The following is a 20284-nucleotide window of genomic DNA, read 5'->3' on the forward strand; positions in this document are numbered from 1 at the left end:
TCACTATCTATGAAACGATTACTGTTATTATTTACACTTAATGTTATTGGAGCCTTCACTGTCGCCGCACAGGTTACAACTCCGCAGACTTCTTCGCCTTCCCAGGAAACTGCAATCAGCGAGGGCAACTGGATGATAGGGGCCGGCCTGGGCTCTACGAATTACAATTTTAGTTCCGAAACCTTTAATCTCAATATTTTTCCAAAGGCGGCTTATTTCATAAGTGATAATGTAGCGGTGGGAGCCGGAGTTACATTAGGCTTAACGTCATATGACGGGGGAACGAATTTTCTGTATGGTGTCGCCCCACTCGTCCGCTATTATTTCCCCCAGGGTGCAACAGCTACCAGCAGATGGTTTGCTGAGGGGAATGTCGGCGTGTCGGGCAATCACGTCAAAGATAGCAGCGCAGATCAGCCCGTTTCGTTATTGCTCGGTGTAAGTGCCGGATATACTCATTTTATTACCCCGAGTGTTGCCTTAGAGGCAACATTGGGCTATAATTATACAAAAGCCGATATTGAGCAAGGCGCAGGAATATCTGGACTAGGTCTGGGATTTGGGTTTCAGATCTATTTGCCGGGGAAAACCATTAGGTAGACGAAAAAACCGGGATTATCCAGGGTGAAATATGATATTATTCCGGTTTTCCCGATTTTAGAAGTACAGGCAACGGGAAAGACAGCGAACATCTCCAAATTATGCGCTAAAAAAGCCCATCGTCTTCGATAACATTTTTTCTTTCAACCTATTGATAGTCAAAAATAAATACTACCTTTGCGTTCCTTTTTAGGATAATAGTGTTTAAAGCAAATTAAATTAAATCAAAAAACGTAAATGCCTACTATTCAACAATTAGTTAGGAAAGGTAGAGTAGCTCTGGAGGATAAGAGTAAATCCCCAGCGTTGGACAGCTGTCCACAGCGAAGAGGCGTGTGTACCCGTGTATACACCACTACCCCTAAAAAACCAAACTCAGCAATGCGTAAAGTTGCACGTGTTCGCTTAACAAACGGAAAAGAAGTAAACGCTTACATCCCCGGTGAAGGACACAACTTACAGGAACACTCTATCGTGTTAATCCGTGGTGGTCGTGTTAAGGATTTACCAGGTGTACGTTATCACATCATCCGTGGAGCACTTGATACTTCGGGCGTTAACGGAAGAAACCAACGTCGTTCTAAATATGGTACTAAACGTCCTAAACCAGGACAAGCTGCGGCTGCTCCTGCAAAGGGTAAAAAGAAATAAGTAAAGGAGGATAACACAAATGAGAAAGTCAAAACCAAAAAAGAGAATTATCCTGCCTGATCCGAAGTTCAACGACGTGATGGTAACCCGGTTCGTAAACAACATGATGTACGATGGGAAAAAATCTATTGCTTATTCTATTTTCTATGATGCTGTAGAACTGGTTGAAAAAAGAACCAGCGAAAGCGGACTGGAAGCATGGAAGAAAGCATTAAATAATGTAATGCCTGCTGTAGAAGTTAAATCCCGCCGTGTTGGTGGTGCTAACTTCCAGGTTCCTACAGAAGTTCGTCCTGAGCGTAAAATTGCTTTAGGAATGAAATGGCTGATCCTTTATGCTCGCAGACGTGGTGAAAAGACCATGATGGAGAAATTGGCATCTGAAATCATTTCTGCTTCAAAAGGCGAAGGTGCTGCTGTGAAGAAGAAGGAAGATACCCACAAGATGGCTGAAGCAAATAAGGCATTTTCACACTTCAGATTCTAACAATAAGATTACACCGATTTAAAGAAGATTACACAGGCTTCGCTTAACATTGCTTACCATGTAATCTTCTTTAATCAAGAAATCAAAAAATATAATGGCAAGAGATTTAAAATATACAAGAAATATAGGTATTGCTGCCCATATTGATGCTGGTAAAACCACCACCACTGAGCGTATCCTTTATTATGCGGGTGTTAGCCACAAAATTGGTGAAGTGCACGAAGGTGCTGCAACAATGGACTGGATGGCACAGGAGCAGGAGCGTGGTATTACCATCACTTCGGCTGCTACTACCGTTAACTGGAAATACAGAGGTCAGACGTACCACATCAATATTATTGATACCCCGGGACACGTGGATTTTACTGTTGAGGTAAACCGTTCTTTGCGTGTATTGGATGGACTGGTTTTCTTATTTTCTGCAGTTGATGGCGTTGAGCCTCAATCTGAGACAAACTGGCGCCTGGCAAATAACTATAATGTTGCCCGTATCGGTTTCGTTAATAAAATGGACCGCTCTGGTGCTGACTTCTTAAAGGTTGTTAAGCAGGTTAAAGATATGCTTGGAAGCAATGCAGTTCCTCTGCAGTTGCCTCTGGGAGCAGAAGACAGCTTTAAAGGTGTAATTGACTTAATTAACTTCCGTGGAGTTGTTTGGAATGAGCATGATAAAGGGATGACCTTTACCGAAGTTCCTATTCCTGATGATATGATTGCTGAAGCAACCGAGTGGAGAGAGAAATTACTTGAGTCTGTAGCAGAGTATGACGAGTCTTTAATGGAGAAATTCTTTGAAGCTCCTGAAACTATTACAGAACGGGAAGTTTTAGACGCTTTACGTCAGGCTGTTCTGGATGCCAAGATCGTTCCTATGGTATGCGGTTCATCTTTCAAGAATAAAGGTGTACAGACCATGCTTGATTATGTGATGGAATTACTACCTTCACCTATGGATGTTGAAGGTATTGTAGGTCATCATCCTGATACAGGAGCTGAAATCCTTCGCAGACCAGATGTAAACGAGCCTTTTTCTGCATTAGCGTTTAAAATTGCTACCGACCCGTTTGTTGGCCGCTTATGCTTTATTCGTGTTTATTCGGGTAATCTCGAGGCAGGTTCTTACGTGTACAATATGAGATCGGCCAATAAGGAACGTATCTCTCGTATCTTCCAGATGCATGCTAACAAGCAAAACCCAATCCCTAACGTAGGTGCTGGTGATATTGCTGCTGTTGTTGGATTTAAAGACATCAAAACAGGAGATACTCTATGCGACGAGAAGAATCAAATTATCCTTGAGTCGATGATATTCCCTGAGCCGGTAATTGGTTTAGCTATTGAACCTAAGACTCAGGCTGACGTTGATAAATTGGGTATGGCTTTGGCTAAATTAGCTGAAGAAGATCCGACATTCCACGTTAAGACAGATGAAGAGACTGGTCAGACCGTAATTTCAGGTATGGGCGAGCTTCACCTTGATATTTTAATGGATCGTTTAAAACGTGAATTTAAGGTAGAAGTGAACCAGGGTGCTCCTCAGGTAGCTTATAAAGAAGCTATCACGGGTACTGTACAGCATCGTGAAACCTATAAGAAACAAACCGGTGGTCGTGGTAAGTTTGCGGATATCCAGGTGGTAATTTCACCTATCGATGCCGACTACGAAAAAGGCGGTCTTCAGTTTGTGAATGAAATTTCGGGTGGTGCTATCCCCCGCGAATTTATTCCATCTGTTGAAAAAGGATTCGCTGCTGCGATGGCTAATGGTGTTTTAGCTGGTTACCCTGTTTCCGACATGAAGGTGCGCCTTATTGATGGTTCGTTCCACGCAGTCGATTCAGACGCGCTGTCTTTCGAGATTTGTGCCCGTTCTGCCTTCCGCGAAGCTTTACCTAAAGCACGCCCGGTATTAATGGAGCCAATTATGAAAGTAGAGATACTTACCCCAGAAGAAAATATGGGTGATGTAATTGGTGATATGAACCGCCGTCGTGGTCAGCTTTTAGGTATGGATACCCGTGCCGGATCGCAAGTAATTAAAGCTACTGTACCTCTTTCAGAAATGTTTGGTTATGTAACTCAGTTACGTACGATCACTTCTGGCCGTGCAACTTCAACAATGGAATTTGATCATTACGAAGAAGCTCCTAAGAACGTTCAGGACGAAGTAATTGCTAAAGTAAAAGGTAAAAAAGCGAATGCTTAATTAAAAGTTGAAAGTTGCAGGTTGTGAGTTGAAGGTCTTGACAGCTTTCTGAAAGGCGTTTAGCATACAACACACAACTTGCAACCCACAACACATAAAAATAATCTGTAGCCGTAATTAATAGCTCTTACGGTTATGTAAAACAAAAATAAAATGAGCCAAAGAATCAGAATCAAATTAAAATCTTACGATTACAACCTGGTTGATAAATCAGCTGAGAAGATCGTTAAAACAGTAAAACCTACTGGTGCAGTAGTAAGTGGTCCGATCCCTCTTCCAACAGAGAAGAAGATCTTTACTGTATTACGTTCACCACACGTTAACAAGAAAGCTCGTGAGCAGTTCCAGTTATGCTCTTACAAAAGACTGCTGGATATCTATAGTTCAAATTCAAAAACTGTAGATGCGCTGATGAAACTTGAATTGCCAAGTGGTGTTGAAGTTGAGATCAAGGTGTGACGGATAAGATTATCTGAAAAAATAAAAGCCCGTATAGTTTATTCTGTACGGGCTTTTTCTTTTAATAGAAGATTATTTTCTGTTTGATAATTCGTCGAGCTTATTTCTTTCGTCCTGTAATTCACGGGCAAGTTTTTTCTCGCGGTCGTTTGCTTTGATCTTGTAGGTTTGAAATTCAGAAGACAGTTCCTCAAAAAGCTTAATGCGATAAGAGGCCTCTCTTTTGTATTTTCCCATTAGAAATACAATAATGGTAAGAGCAAGAGCCAGTAATAATACCAGTCCCCACATAACTAAATTATAAACCGTTTTTTCAACAGGAATGCCGAACAAGGAGATGCTGTTAACCATTTCCAGAGACTGATCCAGGCTTTCTTTATTTTTGGAGAGGCTGTCTTTCATTGCACTCATACCTGCCATTCCCGATGAAAGTTTTTGCTCAGCCTCAATACGCTTTCTTTTCTCGGCTCTTAAAGTATCCATCGTGTTTTTCCAGAGCGTTGTAAGCCTGAAAGGATTGACAAGTTTATACCCCTCCTGCGTTCTCGACCTCATAAGCATATCACGATACTGCCCGTTCAGAGAAGGATCTGCTAATTTAACCGGAGCCTGTGTAACAGGAGCAACTCTTTTGCCAGTAGTATCCTGTGCCGACAAGCTTGTAACGTTCACCAGCATTAGTACAGAAAGAAATAGAGGAACTGCAAAATTTCGTGTCATAGAATTTAGTTTTGGTTCTCTTTTTTTAAGAACACGATTTATAAATATATTGCTGATAACAAGTATAAAGAAAGTTATTGTTTATAAAAATTCGGATTTCAAATCAGCAAAGCAAATCTATAAATATGTTTTGAAGTACTGACGCTTAAAAGGCAATATCCTTTGGTAAAAGAAAATTGTACGTTGCACGCTGCAAATCAATATTTATATTTACAACATGAACATAGGCATAATAGGTCTTGGAGATATGGGTTCTCTCTGTGCCAGGAAATGGGCTCAGAAAGGATACTCCGTATTTGGATGCGATCTGCCGGAACGTTTTGAGATGCTCCAGCGAACATTTGCCGGTACATCGGTGATGATTCTTCCCAATGCGAAGGCGGTGGCGAGGAAGGCTGACTTTTTGCTGTATTCAGTCGAAACTTCCCATATTAGTGATGTTGTTCAGGCGACAGCTGATTCGATTAAATATGGTGCTATAGTAGGGGGGCAAACGTCGGTAAAGCATCCGGAGATAGAAGCGTTTGAAAAGTATCTTGCCGACGACGTACATATTGTCACCTGTCACTCTTTACATGGACCTGCCTTTTCAACAGAGGGACAAAAGCTGGTAGTCGTGCCTCACCGTGCCAACAAGCAGGTGTACGAAAGGGCAATGGTTGTGTACGAGGCTCTGGAGTCGGAAATTATCGAGATAGATAGTTATGAGCAGCACGACCAGATTATGGCCGATACGCAGGCGGTAACCCATATGGGATTCGAAAGTATGGGAACGGCCTGGAAGAATGCCGGGTTTTATCCATGGGATCACGGGGCTTATTCTACCGGAATCGACAATGTTAAGATTCTTACTACATTACGGATATTCAGCTATAAAGCTCACGTCTATGCAGGGATGGCTATACTGAACCCGTATGCGCGTAAGCTGGTGCGACAATATGCACGGTCAGAATCCGAACTGTTTAAAATGATGATCTGCGAAAATGAAACTGAGTTTCGGAACCGTATAAAAGCAGCGAGCGAATTTGTGTTTCATGGGGAAAGAGAGTTTATTACTCTCGATCACGACGTAATGCTGGATTTCAGAATGGCAGAGGAGGCTGGTGAATATATGCCAAATTCTCACCTTAGCTTGCTGGCCATGGTTGACGCGTGGTATCAAATGAAGGTAAATCCGTACGAAAACCTCATTTGTCAGACTCCTCCTTTCCGTTTGCGGCTCGGTATTGCCGAATACCTGTTTAAAAACCCTCTTCTGCTGGAAGAAACGATATCAACAGCACTATACGACAAAAGTATCCGTGCCGACGATCTGGAATTTCATTCAGCGGTGCGGGAATGGGCCTCTATCATAGAATACGGAGACATGGACGGCTATATTGCACATTTTAACCAGGTAAAGGACTTTTTTGACGGACGGCTTCAGGAAGGAGCCCGTCAAAGCGCAAAGCTTATAGATAAGTTAACGCAGTAAAAAGTCTGTTAAGGCAGTGGTGTTTTAAATAGAGGTTACAGGAACTTCGCCGGCTTCCATATACTGTTTGAAGTTTCGTACATCTTCTCTTATAAGATTTTCTACCAGGGGATTGATAAGCCATCCTATTCCCGTGCCAATACCGCCCCCGGGAAGGTGGTAACTGAATACCAGCTGTACTTCGGTTCCCTGACCGTTCGGAGCATCATTAAATTCTACTTTACCGGTATTTACGATTACGGATCCTTTAATAGACTGCCAGCCGATAAAGTGATTCTCTTCCTCTTTAACTATTTCAGCATTCCAGCTTATTGCAGGTACCCCTCCGGCAAATTTTGCTTTCCAATGCCAGAGGTTATCGCCTTTTTTTTCCACGGATTGCAGGTGACGCATAAACATGGGAAGGTTTTCGAACTTACGCCAGAACGCGAAAACCTCTGCCCTGGATTTGTTTATAGTAAAGTATTGTTTGACATTTATGGCTTCGCTCTGCGTACCATCTTTTCCTAAAGCGGCATAAGCAGGGCAATATCCGGAAGTTCCTCTGATGAGTAAAGTTCCTCCCGCTACCGCTTTTGAAACAGCGACAAAAGGATTTTTGAAAAGATGTTTTATTCCAGAGTAAAGAAGAAAGGACCCGGCGGCCACCGAAAAAATCCTTTCGGCAGTATTAATGTTTATATGCTTGTAGTTTTGAGGGTATACCGGATGGGTTTTTCCCTGCTGAAGCAATCGTGGATATATCAGAGCCATAGTTTACAGGTTTCTGATAAAAACGCCTCTGCCTCCTTAGAGTTTCGTTTAATTTAAAAAAAAGTAAAAATCGCTTTACAAACAATGCTCTTTTTAAATAGTTGTTAAATTTATTGAATCGCTTTATAACAGCGTGCACAACAAGCCGCAAATATGTATAGAAAAACCCTTCCCCTGATATTCATAATATTACAAACGGCTCTGCTGAGAGCGCAGGAAAATCCTGGAGATACTACAAATCTGCTGAGGCCTGTCGTCGTAAATGCTTATTTTGGAAGCCAGCCCGCCTTAACAATGCCTTCGACGATAAGTGTTGTAACAGCCGGGCAGATTGAGGCGCTGCAGTCTCATTCGTTATTGCCAGCCATGAATGCGGTACCTGGGGTAAGGATGGAAGAGCGGTCGCCGGGGAGTTATCGTCTTTCTATAAGAGGAAGCCTCCTTCGTGCGCCTTTCGGCATAAGGAATATAAAGATGTATCTGGACGACTTTCTTCTCACCGATGCAGGAGGCAACACCTATTTTGGCTCTCTTGATGCAGTCGGAATAGGACGGCTGGAGATATTAAAGGGACCGGAAGCAAGTGTATTTGGCGCTAATACAGGGGGCGTGATCCTGATAGGAACAGGAAGTACTGCAGCCGATGGTGATGCTTCTGTGAAAGCAGATATCGGAGGGGGCTCCTACGGCTTGTTTCGTCAGAGTGTTTCTTTGCGAAAGTCGTGGAACCAGGTAAGCTTAGACGTTAGTCAGGCCTGGCAGCGATCCGACGGTTATCGCGAAAACAGCGGTATGGATCGTAAATATATCCATGCTGTACCACGCTGGGCTTATTCAGAAAAGGGAAGCGTAAAGGTGCTGTTACTTTATACCGACACAGATTATCATACCCCGGGAGGATTAACAGAAATGCAGGTTAGTCAGAACCGGCGCGCGGCCCGACCTGCATCTGGTCCTAACCCTGGCGCCGCGGAGCAGAAGGCTGGCATTATGAATACGACCTCACTTGGCGGTATTGCGCATGAGTACAGGTTTTCAGACAGGCTACGACACGTTGTTTCATTCACCGGCTCCCATACCGACTTTAAGAATCCTTTTATTACAAACTATGAAGTGAGGGACGAGAATACTGCGGGCTTGAGGACGTATTTTGAGTTGAAAGGGTCAAAGCAGTCGGTCATACCATGGCAGGGACAGGTCGGCTTTGAAGCACAGCGCACCGGTACCGATATTAGTAATTACGGAAACAGGCAGGGCGTACGTGATACGCTCCAGGCAGCCGACCGCTTAACGGCCACTCAGCAGTTTGCCTTTGTTCACTTATTATTCAACTTAACGCCAAAACTGGTGGTTGAAATGGCTGGAAGCCTGAATTTCTACAATTATAAGTATGCCGCATTGCAGCCAGCCACGCCTGAGTCGAAAAAAACCTTTAAAGAACAGCTCATGCCAAGGCTTGCGTTTTCTTATTTGCTAAGCACGAATGTCGCCTTGCGTGCATCTGCAAGCCGTGGATATTCGCCTCCAACCATTGCCGAAGTTAGAGCATCGGATAATATTATCAACACGGCTCTGCAGGCGGAAAGGGGATGGAATTATGAAACCGGACTTCGTCTGTCATTCTTTAATAACCGCCTTTATTGGGATGGGGTGGTATTTAATCTTAATCTGGATGATGCGATCGTAAGGCGATTAAATGATGGAGGAAATGAGTTCTTCATGAATGCCGGAACCAGGCAGACCGGTGTCGAATCTCAAATCTTCTGCTGGATCATTCCACCGGGCAGCCCGGGTATAATCACTGGATTACAGCTTGGCAATGCGTATACATTCAGTTCTTTTTATTTTCGGAATTACAGCGATGAAGGTAACGACTATACCGGTAATCGTTTAACAGGCGTACCGCGCCATATTCTCGTGAATTCTTTGTCGGTTCAGTTTACCGGTGGGTTTTATTTAAACGGACAGCACAATTTCACGTCTTCACTCCCTTTAAACGATGCAGGTAGCGTATATGCGCGCAGTTATCATTTAGTTCAGCTCAAGGCTGGCTTGAACAGAAAGCTCAGTACTAAATATGGGTTTTCAATTTACGCCGGGGCCGACAACCTGTTGAATCAAGAATATAGCCTGGGAAATGATCTGAATGCTTTCCGCGACCGGTATTTTAACCCCGCTCCCGGCCGGAACTTTTTTGCGGGTATATCCACTAAATTTTAAACGTATATAATGTCAACTTATATAACGCTGATCATCTTAAGCGGACTGGTAATTTGCTCTTATATGTTTGAGCTTCTTGCCAGTAAAACAAGGCTGCCTTCCGTGCTTTTGTTGTTGTTTTTAGGTATTGGCTTACAACAGGCTTTTACTTATTTTCATATTCAGACTTTCAACTTTCAGTCGGTACTTCCTGCCTTAGGCACCATTGGGCTTATTCTGATTGTGTTTGAAGGGTCTCTTGAGTTACGATATGAAAGTCACAAGAATAGGCTTATTTCCCGGTCTTTCCTGTCGGCGCTTATCATTCTTCTAGCCACTACAACAGCAATAGCAATCATCATTCAGCATTTCTCTGGCTATAACTTCTATGTTTGCTTTACCAATGCAATTCCCTTAAGTATTATTAGTTCGGCCATTGCTATACCGTCGGCTTCTGGCCTTGATAAACAAAAAAAAGAATTTATAGTGTATGAGTCCTCATTTTCTGATATTCTCGGCATCATAGCCTTCAACTTTGCTATCAACAACAGGAATATTACCTTTTCGTCGTTTACCCGGTTAGGGGCAGAAATTGTTCTTATCCTTGTTATTTCGGTGATATCGTGTTTGCTGTTGCTTTATCTCATGGGGCGTATCGGCCATCATATTAAGTTCTTTCTGATAATTTCTATTCTGATATTGGTATACGCCCTTGGTCAGAAGTATCACTTATCTGCTTTGATCATTATCCTTGCGTTCGGCCTTTTTTTAAATAATGCAGATAAAATCAGGATACCGCTTTTTAGAAAAGTTTTCCTTTATTCTCATCTTCCTAAAGACCTTGTGCAACTTCTGCAGCTTTCGGCTGAGAGCGCTTTTATCATCCGTACTTTTTTCTTTGTTATTTTCGGTTTTACCATGTCAGTAAGCGACCTGGGCCAGATAGAATTGCTGATGCAGGGCGTAATAATACTCTTCGCTGTTTACATGATCAGATTCATTTATTTGAAATTCGTTGCCCGAGGCGATGTCTTTCCGGAAGTTTTTATCTCTCCCAGGGGACTGATCAGTATCCTTCTTTACTATAATTTGCCAGCCTACCTTCAGATTGAGGAGGTTGGAAAGGGACTGTTATTTGTCATAATACTCCTTTCGAGTATCATTATGAGTATCGGTCTTTTATTGACGCGGAAGCGTACTCCCGTTTAAGAAAAATTAATGTGTGTTAGACGAATAATGAATTATATTTATACATTCATTTCGTAATAATGATGCAGACCATTGCATTCCTAAATCCTTATGGATCAAAAAATGACAAAAGACAAAAACACCGGGTTAGCAGCAAACAATACAGTGAATGGCATTCGCCAGGATAACAATAACTTAATGCATTCATTAACAGCGCTTCTCAATAGTATTCCCGATCAGTTACTTAGAATTACGGATTCAGGTGAGTGCTTTTTATATGCAGCTAACAATGCTGGCGAGGATGATATGGAGAAGGATTGTTTTGAGCAATTGGAATTACGGGAGATTTTTGGCACTTCGGTTGCAGAAAGGTGTCTTCATTGTGCGAAGAATGTAATCAGATCAGGCAAAGCCGAAACATATGAATACAGTTCGGAGGGCGAAGATGGAAATCCGCAGTATTTTGAAGCAAGGTTCGTAAAGAACTCTGAACGTGATGCTCTGGCCATAATCAGGGATATAACAGAGTCCGCCCGTCAGCGAGTACAGAACAGCGCCGACAAAGAGCTATACGAGAATGTTATCAACAGCGTAAATGTTAGCATTGCGGTACTTGATGACAAAAACAGGTATATACTCGTTAATAACGCTGCGCTGAAAGATGATGATGTAAGAAAATGGATTATCGGAAAGGATGATTCTGATTATAGCAGGATGAAAGGAAAGCATCCGGAAATCGCAGAAGCCAGGATGAAAATGTATTCACTCGCTGACGAACTTAGGGAGCCGGTAGAGTGGATTGAAGAAATCCCTGATGGCAAATCGAATAAGCGTTTTTTCGCAAGAACACTAAGGCCATTCAATTCAGGAAATAAACACTACAAAATAGCGTACGGAGTAGATATTACAGCGTTAAAGGTTGTACAGGATGAACTTCTGCGCAGGGAGCATCTGCTTTCTTTTAGCCATAAGCTTGCCCGAATAGGTTATTGGGTGTATTATCCACGTCTCGGAAAACACGAGTGGAGCGATGGGGTATATGATATACTTGGACTGGAGCGAAATTATATTCCACCCTCATTGGAAACTTATTACGGTTTTATTCATCCCGACGACAGCGAATCTGTAAAGCAGAACAAAAAGCTTTCAGCAGAAAGCGCCTCCTCCGTTTCAGCAGAGTTCCGGATCGTTACGAAGGGGGGAGAAGTGAAGTATATTAAGGAACAGTCATCATCCCGACATTCTGATACTGAAGAGTATGTATTTGGCGTAATCCAGGATATAACTGAAATCAAACAGCATATTGATGAGAAGGAGCGGTTGATAAAAGAGATCAATCACAAGTATAACGATCTCATGCAATTCAATTATATCATTTCTCACAACCTTCGTTCGCCGGTGGCAAATATTCTTGGAATGTCATCGCTTTTTGAGATGGATCTTAGCGACGAAGAAAGATCACAGATCTACGAATACATCTTAGAGTCGGCAGAGTCCATTGATAGCGTAATCAAGGATCTGAACCATATCCTTTCATTTAAGTCTGATCTAAATGAAATGAAAGAACGTTTCAGATTATCAGAGATCGTTAAAATGGTATGTTCTAATCTTAAGAAACAGATTAAAGAATCAGACGCTGCTATCTTTGTTGATATTGCTGAAGACGCCGACATCATATTTAGTATTAGAAGTTATATCCAAAGTATTATTTATAACCTGATATCCAACTCTATAAAGTATAAGGCAGCCGAAAGGTTTCCCGAAATTATTATCACGTCGAGAAAAGAAAGTAATACAATACTGATTAAGGTAGCAGATAACGGGATAGGCATAGATATGAACCAGCATAAGAATGAGCTTTTTGGCCTTTACAAACGGTTTACCGACCAAAAAGAAGGAAGGGGGCTGGGCTTGCATATGACCAAAGTGCAGGTCGACTCCCTCGGCGGTACAATCAGTGCTGAAAGTATTCCCGGCAGGGGAACAACTTTTACCGTTTCATTCGGGCTGTAGGCTGTGCATTATTTTTATCTTTGCAGTCAAAATTCAATAGCCTCTTTAAAGCTGCCTATTTGATGTTTATAAAATTAGTAAGAGGCTAATGTGGAGTTAAGGCGAAATAGGCTTTTGTAAACAAGCATTTTAAATGGCTTGCACTCAACTTACAACTTAACAACGGCGGCTCATAGTCACCAAGAAACATTTTAATGAACAGGAAAACACTGTGGAACATAGCTAAGATAGCCTTCAAATTAGGATTTACGGTCTTACTGGTTTATCTGGTCTTTAGGAAAATAGACTTTCAGCAGGTCAAATCTATATTTTTGAAGAGCGACCCATGGTACATTCTTGCAGCTTTGCTTACCTATTTCTTTTCCCAGGTTATTTCGTCATGGCGTTTGTTAAGCTTTTTACGCAGCATCGGACTCCCGCTTAAGTTCAGTTTTAACTTCAGGCTTTACCTCTTAGGCATGTTCTATAATGTGTTCCTACCCGGCGGCGTAGGGGGCGATGGCTATAAGATATACCTGTTACGGAAGAAGTTCCAAAAGCCAACCCGGAAAATATTCTTCTCCCTGTTTTTCGACAGGGTAAGCGGTTTGTGGGCTATCGCAACCTTAAGTGTTGCCCTGATAATACTGATTCCGCGGATAGATATCCCAAGGGCCTGGCCCTTGGCGGCCCTTATCGTCGGCACCGCGGTTTATTATTTGGTTATGCGGCGGTTTTTTGCCGATTATATAAAGTATTTTGCAGAAGCTCATCTTAAGGCGGTGCTGGTGCAATCGCTTCAGCTGTTAAGCGTTGTTTTTATCCTTCTCTCTCAGGACTTCGACGGGAAATTCTCACCGTATCTTTTTAGCTTTCTGGTGTCGTCCCTGGCAACGATCCTCCCTTTAAGCATAGGCGGCTTCGGTATCAGAGAATATGTGATGACGCATGCCTCGACTGTTTTCGACATGAACCAGGCTTTGGCAGTCTATACAACCATTACATTTTATATCCTGTCGACAATAGCGGCCCTGCCAGGAATCTGGTTTGTATACCGGTCGAAAGAATTTGATCCTATGCCGGATGAAAAGGAAGTAAGCGCAGTTGAGAATGATATAGACGATGTTATTGAATCACACCACACTACCCCCTAAGCTTGTTTTATGTGCAGCTTTATGTAAACTTGCATATAAAATAAGTTTAACTTAGTTTATTGATTATTTCTTTTTCTGGCAGATATTTTGTCTTTGATATAGTCATTTCGACAAGCCTGAGATAAATGGAGGTTATAATTCTTTAAATATGAAAATTCTCATAACAGGAGCAAGCAGTGGAGTAGGATTTGAAGCTGTGCTCGACTTAATTCTTAACAGTGAACATGAGGTGATTGCTTTAGCCCGGTCGGATGATAAGCTGAGAAGGTTATTTGAGATAGCGAAGGGACTGAATCCCGACTGCAAACTTTTCCCCGCTAAGTTTGATATTGTACATGATGATTATGCGTCTCTCGTTTCCTTTGTAAAAGAAAGAGCAGGCTCCCTGGATATTTTGATAAACAATGCAGGTCAGCTAATAAATAAACCGTTTGAGCAACTGACCCAACTGGACTTTGCTCAGATGCTGCAGAGCAACCTTCTTGGCCACGTCAAATTGGTCCAGCATATGCTGCCTTTGCTGAATGCAAATGCCCATGTTGTCAATATAGGAAGCATGGGTGGATTTAGTGGCAGTGTGAAATTCCCTGGCCTGGCAGCCTATTCTGCCAGTAAGGCGGCTTTGCACACACTTACAGAATGCCTTGCAGTTGAATATACCGATCGTAATATTCACTTTAACTGCCTGGCGCTTGGCTCGGCACAGACCGAAATGCTGGAAGAAGCGTTCCCCGGTTATCAATCGCCTGTGATGGCTTTTGAAATGGGTAAGTATATCGCTGATTTTGCATTAACGGGAAACAAGTTTTTTAACGGGAAGGTGTTGCCCGTTGCGGTAACTACTCCGTAATTCGAAATACAGAAGCCCGGTAACCCGGGCTTCTGTATTTCGAATTACGGAGTAGCGGTTGGCTATTGGCGATTGGCTTTCAGCAATCAGCGATCAGCAATTTTAGACTTTCGGCTTTTAAGGCTTTCAACTTTCAACTTTTGAGGCTTTAACCTTTTGGCTTTGAACTCTCTACTTTTAACTTCCAGGGGCTTTCAACTTTGAGCCTTCAACTCTTGACGCTCCTACATTTGCTTAAGTTCAGTTACGAGTTTGGTGATCACACTTTTGGCGTCTCCAAAGAGCATTGATGTCTTTGGATTGTAGAAGAGCAGGTTATCGATACCCGCGTATCCTGCATTCATCGATCTTTTATTAATGATAATATTTCGTGCGTTCTCTGCTTCCAGGATCGGCATGCCATAGATCGGTGAAGACGGATCCGTTTTAGCTGCCGGATTCACTACATCATTCGCACCTACTACAAATACGACGTCGGTATTAGGAAATTCAGGATTAATGTCGTCCATCTCGCTAAGCTTGTCGTAATCTACATTAGCCTCTGCAAGCAGCACGTTCATATGTCCCGGCATTCTTCCTGCTACGGGATGAATGGCATACTTCACTTCCACACCGTGATCTTCAAGGATAGTCTGAAGTTCGTGTATGGCATGCTGAGCCTGCGCTACAGCAAGTCCGTAACCCGGAATGATCGTCACCTTTCGCGAGTAGTTCATTAAAGCAGCTGTATCTGCCACAGAAATATCTTTTACATTACCCTTTGCAGTCGCTGCAGAAGCAGATGCATGAGTTCCAAATGCGCCGAAGATAACTTGCATGATAGGGCGGTTCATAGCCTTACACATCACAATGGTTAGCAATGTTCCGGCTGATCCAACGAGGATACCTCCGGTTAACATAACGTGGTTATCGTAAAGGAAGCCTCCGAAGGCAGCAGCAACCCCTGTAAAAGAGTTCAGCAATGAGATCACGACCGGCATATCAGCGCCCCCGATAGGCAGTACAAGAAGCACTCCGTATAGCAAGGCTAAAGTGAGCAGTGTATAAATAACTGCTACGTGCCCCGTGAAAAAAAGTTGAATGCTGACACCTACAACAAATGCAAGTATAACCAGATTGATATAGTTATACCGTGGTAGCCTTACTGGTTTTTCAAGCGTTCCATTGAGCTTTAGAAAGGCGATGATACTGCCGGCAAAGGAAACGCTCCCGATAACCAGCCCGGATATGATGCAAACTAATGTGCCCGTTGAAACGCTGCTGACTTCAGTATAAATCCCCTCAGCAGGGTGCAACGGAAAAAGATGATGAAATTCTATGAGAGATATAAGCGCTGCGCAGGCCCCGCCCATTCCGTTAAACATGGATACCAGCTCGGGAATTTTCGTCATTTGGACGCGCTTCGCGGTCAGCCAGCCAATAACGGTACCAATTAGGATAGCCAGAAATATAAGGATATAGATGATAGAGCTTATTTCACCTTCGTGAAGAAAAATAGTTCCGGCAATAGCCGCCGTCATTCCCGCTGCACTGATAAGATTTCCTTTTCGCGCTGATTTCGGGTTCCCCATCATTTTTAATCCCACGATAAAAAGAACCGATGCAATGATGTAAATAGCCGATAATATGTGATGCTGCATAGTTTATAATAGTAAGGTATAAATTGTGAAAGCAGATTTAAATGATCTGCAGGTTTAACTTCTCTCCAGTCCCTTCAGCCGGAGAATGTATGGTAATTGTGTTTGTTTATTTCTTTTTGAACATTTCAAGCATGCGGTCAGTAACAACGAAACCTCCTACCACATTAAGTGTTCCGAGCAGGACTGCGAAGAAGCCAAGTGTTAGTGATATATAGTCGTCCGGTGAAGTATTGAGCATTACGAAAATAGCGCCTACAATTACTACTCCATGTATCGCATTCGCGCCGCTCATTAGGGGAGTATGTAAAACCGTCGGGACTCCACCAATTACTTCGATTCCAACGAAAATGCTTAGAATTACGAAATAAATCATTTGCTCATTCTCCCCGAGCAGGGTAAAAAAACTCTGTATTTGTTCCATGTTTATATTAGTAGTTTTATAATTTGCTGGTGTAATATTGGTTTAAAGAGGGGTAGGGGGGATCTCTGCATAAGGTTTGGTTTGGCTTTAGTTAATCCGCTCGCTTTCTGTGTCACGTGTGAGGCTTTTTAAACCAGCACCGGTGGCAAGAATTACCCGGCTTCTTTTAGTCCAGGTTCTTGTTGGAACGACTGTTCTCACTGCGAAATTGAATTTATATAGTGCTAATTAACATTATTTGATCCGTATTTCAAAACAACTGACAACTCTTCCCGAAATATTTTTCTATTCATTTATGCTTCCCTGAGCTTCTCAGGTCGTGCCGATTGTAACAATTTCCTTTCAGTAAGCAGATTCAGGAAGCACTGATGCAACCATCGTTGTATTCTGGCGTCTATAATACAAAGACACACAAATATGAAAGCAATATTTACACTCGTGCTCCCTTTGATGCTGGTATTAACGGCATGCGAGCAAAATGAATATCAGGTGCCTAACCGGACCGTCATTGTGGATATCGATCGCAATAGCTGGCAAGGGGATGCTTCTCAAACTTTCTATTCAACAGATATAGATCTCCCCGAATTAGATACCTATCTGCATGAACGTGGGGGAATACTTGTATATCTTTCTTTTGACGGCCGGTCTTACGAGCCGATTCCGCAAACTTATCTGGGCGCATCGTTTAGCTTCGAGGCACGTCCCGGGGTACTCAGACTTAGAATTGAAAGTACAGATGGTGTTACAAAAATTAGCCGCCCGTCTTTCCTCACAGCAAAGATTGTCCTTATTGAATCAGATTATTGATGTTTCGATAGTTTAAGGTATAAAAAAAGCAGAGGCCGCATCTTATGACGCGGCCTCTGCTTTTTTTATAAATGACGTTTATTACTCGCCTAGTTTTTTCATTACGTCGATGCTCACCCCAGTGGAAGAATAACCTCCATCATGGAACAGGTTCTGCATGGTTACCATTCTTGTAAGATCGGAGAATAGTGTGATACAATAGTCGGCACACGATTCTGCATCAGCATTACCCAAAGGTGCAATAGCATTAGCATATTCGAAAAAGTCGCCAAAGCCTTTAATGCCGGTACCGGCTGTAGTTTTGGTAGGCGATTGAGATACCGTGTTTATACGAACCTTCTTCTCAAGTCCGTAATGATATCCAAAGCTACGTGCGATTGATTCCAGCATCGCCTTAATGTCGGCCATATCTGTATAAAAAGGGTATGTGCGTTGAGCAGCCATATAGGTTAAAGCCACAACGCTTCCCCATTCGCTGATTGCATCAAGCTTTTTAGCCACACTTAACATTTTATGAAAAGACAAAGCGGATATATCGATGCCCTTCATGAAAAACTCGTGGTTCGATTCTGTATAGGGAATGCTCTTGCGCATGTTAATGCTCATACCAATGGAGTGCAGCACAAAATCGATCTTACCCCCCAATATCTCTTGTGATTCGGTGAAGAGATTGGTCAAATCGTCAATGCTTGTTGCGTCAGCGGGAATGATTTTAGAATTTGTTTTTTCTGCCAGGGCATCCATCTCACCCATACGCATAGCAACCGGTGCATTCGTTAATACAAATGTTGCACCTTCTTCATGTGCTTTCTCGGCCACTTTCCAGGCAATTGAGTTCTCATTTAATGCGCCTGTAATAATACCGCGTTTACCTTTTAATAAATTATAAGCCATGTAGTAATAATTTGGCGACTAAAATAAGGAAAGTTTCTTGAATTGGAGCTTAGAAATAGGAGCGCCATTTAATTGAAATTGCTATTCGTTTGATTATCAGCGCTACGCGAAGCTTAATATCCGGTTTCAAGTAGTTCGCGGGCATGCTGAAGAGCAAACTCTCCCGGATTTTCTCCGCTCAGCATTTTGGCAATCTCCGTAACCCGTTCTTCTTTACCTAATAAACTGATGTTGGTATGTGTCCTGTCCTGTCTCTCATCTTTATAAACAAAGTAGTGAGCATCGCCCTTGCTGGCTATCTGAGGCAGGTGAGTGATAGCAATAACCTGCATCCCATCGGCTAGCTTTTCGAGGATCCGGCCAACTTTCAAAGCAACTTCTCCTGATATTCCGGTGTCTATTTCATCAAATATGATAGTTGGAAGAGCCGTATGCCGGGAGATAAGCGATTTTATGCTAAGCATCAAACGCGAAAGCTCCCCTCCGGAAGCTACCTTATTTACAGGGGCCGGTTCCTGTCCTTTATTGGCTGAGAACAGGAATTGGATCTTGTTGCGGCCTGTATAGTTTAACTGGTCTTCATCCAAAAGGATGTTCTCGATTTTCAATACTGCATGAGGCATTCCCACCTCTGTAAGCATCTCTTTAATCCGATCCTCAATAGACGGGATCACCTCGTTTCGGCTGGCCGATAAGGTATCCGACAGTCCTATTAATTCGGCTTTGAGTTTAGAGCATCCGGCCTTTAGCTTTTCTATCTCATCGTCGGCAAAAGAGATGGAATAGAGTTTATCAGAAAGCCTGGCTTTGATATCTGTTAATTCCTGTATAGTAGTTACGCGGTGTTTTTTCTGTAGATTGTAGATAATGGCAAGCCGCTCATTTATCTCCGCAGATCGCTCCTCATTAATTTGTGTCTTCTGCTCAAGTGTCTCTATTTCTGCTGCAATGTCTTTTATTTCTATTATCGTGCTTTCCAGTCGCTGGCTAAGCTCCTTAACAGAGGGGAAAAACCTTTCAATATGCTGCAACTGGGAGAGCGACTCCTTTAACTGGACAACAGCAGCCTGATCGTTGTTGTTTAACAGATAAGTTGCTGCAATCAGATTTCTCTTTATCTCTTCGGCGTGGCTCAGAGCAGTAAGCTCCTGTTCAAGAATTTCCTGCTCATCGTTAATAAGCGAAGCCTGCTCGAGTTCGTTAAACTGATACTGATAATAATCGAGGTCGGCTTTTGCCTGCCGGCTTTCTTCTTCAAGTTCCTTTAAGCGTGCTGTATCCTTCCTGTAAGCCAGGTAGTTTTCCTGATAAGCTGTCAACAATGTGGCGTTGGCGGCAAGCGAATCTACTACCAGGAGCTGGAACTTTTCGTCGTTAATTTCCAGGGTCGCATGTTGCGAATGAATGTCGATAAGCAGTTCTCCTAATTCACGTAGCACTGTAAGGTTAACAGGTGTATCATTTATAAAGGCTCTTGATTTGCCGTCAGCAGAGATTTCACGCCGTAATACTGTTTCGTCTTCATAATCCAGATCTTTTTCTACGAAGAAAGAACTCAGGTTGTATCCCGAAACAGCGAAGATCCCTTCAATGACACACTTCTTCTGCTGATTATAGAAATACCTGCTTTCTGCCCGTTGTCCCAGAAGCAGCGACAATGCGCCCAGAATAATCGATTTTCCGGCCCCGGTCTCGCCGGTTAATATGTTCAATTTATGAGAAAAGGATATGTCCAGATCTTCAATAAGGGCGTAATTGCGAATAATTAAACGGCTTAGCATCTCTTAAT

Annotated in this window: 18 protein-coding genes; 12 read left to right on the forward strand and 6 right to left on the reverse strand. The window is 42.7% G+C overall.

Annotated elements, in window-relative coordinates:
• The first annotated feature begins 9 nt into the window (after window positions 1-9).
• The 5 genes from BDE36_RS05770 to rpsJ all read left to right on the forward strand — a co-directional run bounded on the left by BDE36_RS05770 (window position 10) and on the right by rpsJ (window position 4403).
• Window positions 10-600, forward strand: coding sequence for a hypothetical protein (locus tag BDE36_RS05770; RefSeq protein WP_141814094.1), 591 nt, complete (start codon window positions 10-12; stop codon window positions 598-600).
• Window positions 601-837: 237 nt separating this feature from the next.
• Window positions 838-1251, forward strand: coding sequence for a 30S ribosomal protein S12 (gene rpsL, locus BDE36_RS05775; RefSeq protein WP_128769576.1), 414 nt, complete (start codon window positions 838-840; stop codon window positions 1249-1251).
• Between the two features lie 19 nt (window positions 1252-1270).
• Window positions 1271-1738: a 30S ribosomal protein S7 gene (rpsG, locus tag BDE36_RS05780; protein ID WP_141814095.1), complete on the forward strand. Its 468-nt coding sequence runs from the start codon at window positions 1271-1273 to the stop codon at window positions 1736-1738.
• A 94-nt stretch (window positions 1739-1832) separates the two neighbouring features.
• Window positions 1833-3944 carry an elongation factor G gene (fusA, locus tag BDE36_RS05785; protein WP_141814096.1) on the forward strand — a complete coding sequence of 704 codons (2112 nt, stop codon included), beginning with the start codon at window positions 1833-1835 and terminating at the stop codon, window positions 3942-3944.
• A gap of 153 nt (window positions 3945-4097) precedes the next feature.
• Complete coding sequence (gene rpsJ, locus BDE36_RS05790; RefSeq protein ID WP_040627320.1) at window positions 4098-4403, forward strand: 30S ribosomal protein S10; 306 nt, start codon at window positions 4098-4100, stop codon at window positions 4401-4403.
• Between the two features lie 72 nt (window positions 4404-4475).
• Here the strand turns inward: rpsJ and BDE36_RS05795 are convergent, their stop codons facing one another.
• The gene (locus tag BDE36_RS05795; RefSeq protein WP_141814097.1) at window positions 4476-5123 is read right to left on the reverse strand and encodes a hypothetical protein; all 648 of its coding nucleotides are present in this window, start codon (window positions 5121-5123) and stop codon (window positions 4476-4478) included.
• Between the two features lie 217 nt (window positions 5124-5340).
• Between BDE36_RS05795 and BDE36_RS05800 the strand changes: the two genes are divergently transcribed.
• Window positions 5341-6597 (forward strand): prephenate dehydrogenase, encoded by a 1257-nt coding sequence (locus tag BDE36_RS05800; RefSeq protein WP_141814098.1) that lies wholly within the window; start codon window positions 5341-5343, stop codon window positions 6595-6597.
• A gap of 24 nt (window positions 6598-6621) precedes the next feature.
• Here BDE36_RS05800 and BDE36_RS05805 read toward each other — a convergent pair whose 3' ends face one another.
• Window positions 6622-7350 (reverse strand): YgaP-like transmembrane domain, encoded by a 729-nt coding sequence (locus BDE36_RS05805; RefSeq protein ID WP_141814099.1) that lies wholly within the window; start codon window positions 7348-7350, stop codon window positions 6622-6624.
• 153 nt (window positions 7351-7503) lie between these two features.
• On the opposite strand from BDE36_RS05805, the gene BDE36_RS05810 reads away from it, so the two are divergent.
• From BDE36_RS05810 to BDE36_RS05830, 5 genes are all read left to right on the forward strand, one after another.
• On the forward strand, window positions 7504-9570 hold the full coding sequence (locus tag BDE36_RS05810) for a TonB-dependent receptor (RefSeq protein ID WP_141814100.1): 2067 nt from the start codon (window positions 7504-7506) through the stop codon (window positions 9568-9570).
• A 9-nt stretch (window positions 9571-9579) separates the two neighbouring features.
• Window positions 9580-10758, forward strand: a complete 1179-nt coding sequence (locus BDE36_RS05815; RefSeq protein WP_141814101.1) for a cation:proton antiporter — start codon at window positions 9580-9582, stop codon at window positions 10756-10758.
• A gap of 102 nt (window positions 10759-10860) precedes the next feature.
• Window positions 10861-12750 (forward strand): ATP-binding protein, encoded by a 1890-nt coding sequence (locus BDE36_RS05820; RefSeq protein ID WP_161987551.1) that lies wholly within the window; start codon window positions 10861-10863, stop codon window positions 12748-12750.
• 194 nt (window positions 12751-12944) lie between these two features.
• On the forward strand, window positions 12945-13883 hold the full coding sequence (locus tag BDE36_RS05825) for a lysylphosphatidylglycerol synthase transmembrane domain-containing protein (RefSeq protein WP_141814103.1): 939 nt from the start codon (window positions 12945-12947) through the stop codon (window positions 13881-13883).
• 148 nt (window positions 13884-14031) lie between these two features.
• Complete coding sequence (locus tag BDE36_RS05830) at window positions 14032-14733, forward strand: SDR family NAD(P)-dependent oxidoreductase (protein WP_141814104.1); 702 nt, start codon at window positions 14032-14034, stop codon at window positions 14731-14733.
• Between the two features lie 224 nt (window positions 14734-14957).
• Here BDE36_RS05830 and BDE36_RS05835 read toward each other — a convergent pair whose 3' ends face one another.
• Window positions 14958-16373: an NAD(P)(+) transhydrogenase (Re/Si-specific) subunit beta gene (locus tag BDE36_RS05835; RefSeq protein ID WP_141814105.1), complete on the reverse strand. Its 1416-nt coding sequence runs from the start codon at window positions 16371-16373 to the stop codon at window positions 14958-14960.
• A gap of 106 nt (window positions 16374-16479) precedes the next feature.
• The gene (locus tag BDE36_RS05840) at window positions 16480-16794 is read right to left on the reverse strand and encodes an NAD(P) transhydrogenase subunit alpha part 2 (RefSeq protein WP_141814106.1); all 315 of its coding nucleotides are present in this window, start codon (window positions 16792-16794) and stop codon (window positions 16480-16482) included.
• Window positions 16795-17211: 417 nt separating this feature from the next.
• Between BDE36_RS05840 and BDE36_RS05845 the strand changes: the two genes are divergently transcribed.
• Entirely contained in the window at window positions 17212-17601 is a 390-nt protein-coding gene (locus BDE36_RS05845) for a hypothetical protein (protein WP_128769564.1), read from the forward strand.
• Between the two features lie 81 nt (window positions 17602-17682).
• On the opposite strand, the gene BDE36_RS05850 is transcribed toward BDE36_RS05845, so the two are convergent.
• Window positions 17683-18495: an enoyl-ACP reductase FabI gene (locus tag BDE36_RS05850; RefSeq protein ID WP_141814107.1), complete on the reverse strand. Its 813-nt coding sequence runs from the start codon at window positions 18493-18495 to the stop codon at window positions 17683-17685.
• A gap of 113 nt (window positions 18496-18608) precedes the next feature.
• Window positions 18609-20276, reverse strand: a complete 1668-nt coding sequence (gene recN, locus BDE36_RS05855; protein ID WP_141814108.1) for a DNA repair protein RecN — start codon at window positions 20274-20276, stop codon at window positions 18609-18611.
• Window positions 20277-20284 lie beyond the last annotated feature (8 nt).

Source organism: Arcticibacter tournemirensis, from assembly GCF_006716645.1.
GTDB lineage: Bacteria > Bacteroidota > Bacteroidia > Sphingobacteriales > Sphingobacteriaceae > Arcticibacter > Arcticibacter tournemirensis.

Coding starts and splice junctions, on each gene's coding strand:
- BDE36_RS05770 (WP_141814094.1), top strand. CDS start 10: ATGAAACGATTACTGTTATTATTTACACTTAATGTTATTGGAGCCTTC.
- rpsL (WP_128769576.1), top strand. CDS start 838: ATGCCTACTATTCAACAATTAGTTAGGAAAGGTAGAGTAGCTCTGGAG.
- rpsG (WP_141814095.1), top strand. CDS start 1,271: ATGAGAAAGTCAAAACCAAAAAAGAGAATTATCCTGCCTGATCCGAAG.
- fusA (WP_141814096.1), top strand. CDS start 1,833: ATGGCAAGAGATTTAAAATATACAAGAAATATAGGTATTGCTGCCCAT.
- rpsJ (WP_040627320.1), top strand. CDS start 4,098: ATGAGCCAAAGAATCAGAATCAAATTAAAATCTTACGATTACAACCTG.
- BDE36_RS05795 (WP_141814097.1), bottom strand. CDS start 5,123: ATGACACGAAATTTTGCAGTTCCTCTATTTCTTTCTGTACTAATGCTG.
- BDE36_RS05800 (WP_141814098.1), top strand. CDS start 5,341: ATGAACATAGGCATAATAGGTCTTGGAGATATGGGTTCTCTCTGTGCC.
- BDE36_RS05805 (WP_141814099.1), bottom strand. CDS start 7,350: ATGGCTCTGATATATCCACGATTGCTTCAGCAGGGAAAAACCCATCCG.
- BDE36_RS05810 (WP_141814100.1), top strand. CDS start 7,504: ATGTATAGAAAAACCCTTCCCCTGATATTCATAATATTACAAACGGCT.
- BDE36_RS05815 (WP_141814101.1), top strand. CDS start 9,580: ATGTCAACTTATATAACGCTGATCATCTTAAGCGGACTGGTAATTTGC.
- BDE36_RS05820 (WP_161987551.1), top strand. CDS start 10,861: ATGACAAAAGACAAAAACACCGGGTTAGCAGCAAACAATACAGTGAAT.
- BDE36_RS05825 (WP_141814103.1), top strand. CDS start 12,945: ATGAACAGGAAAACACTGTGGAACATAGCTAAGATAGCCTTCAAATTA.
- BDE36_RS05830 (WP_141814104.1), top strand. CDS start 14,032: ATGAAAATTCTCATAACAGGAGCAAGCAGTGGAGTAGGATTTGAAGCT.
- BDE36_RS05835 (WP_141814105.1), bottom strand. CDS start 16,373: ATGCAGCATCACATATTATCGGCTATTTACATCATTGCATCGGTTCTT.
- BDE36_RS05840 (WP_141814106.1), bottom strand. CDS start 16,794: ATGGAACAAATACAGAGTTTTTTTACCCTGCTCGGGGAGAATGAGCAA.
- BDE36_RS05845 (WP_128769564.1), top strand. CDS start 17,212: ATGAAAGCAATATTTACACTCGTGCTCCCTTTGATGCTGGTATTAACG.
- BDE36_RS05850 (WP_141814107.1), bottom strand. CDS start 18,495: ATGGCTTATAATTTATTAAAAGGTAAACGCGGTATTATTACAGGCGCA.
- recN (WP_141814108.1), bottom strand. CDS start 20,276: ATGCTAAGCCGTTTAATTATTCGCAATTACGCCCTTATTGAAGATCTG.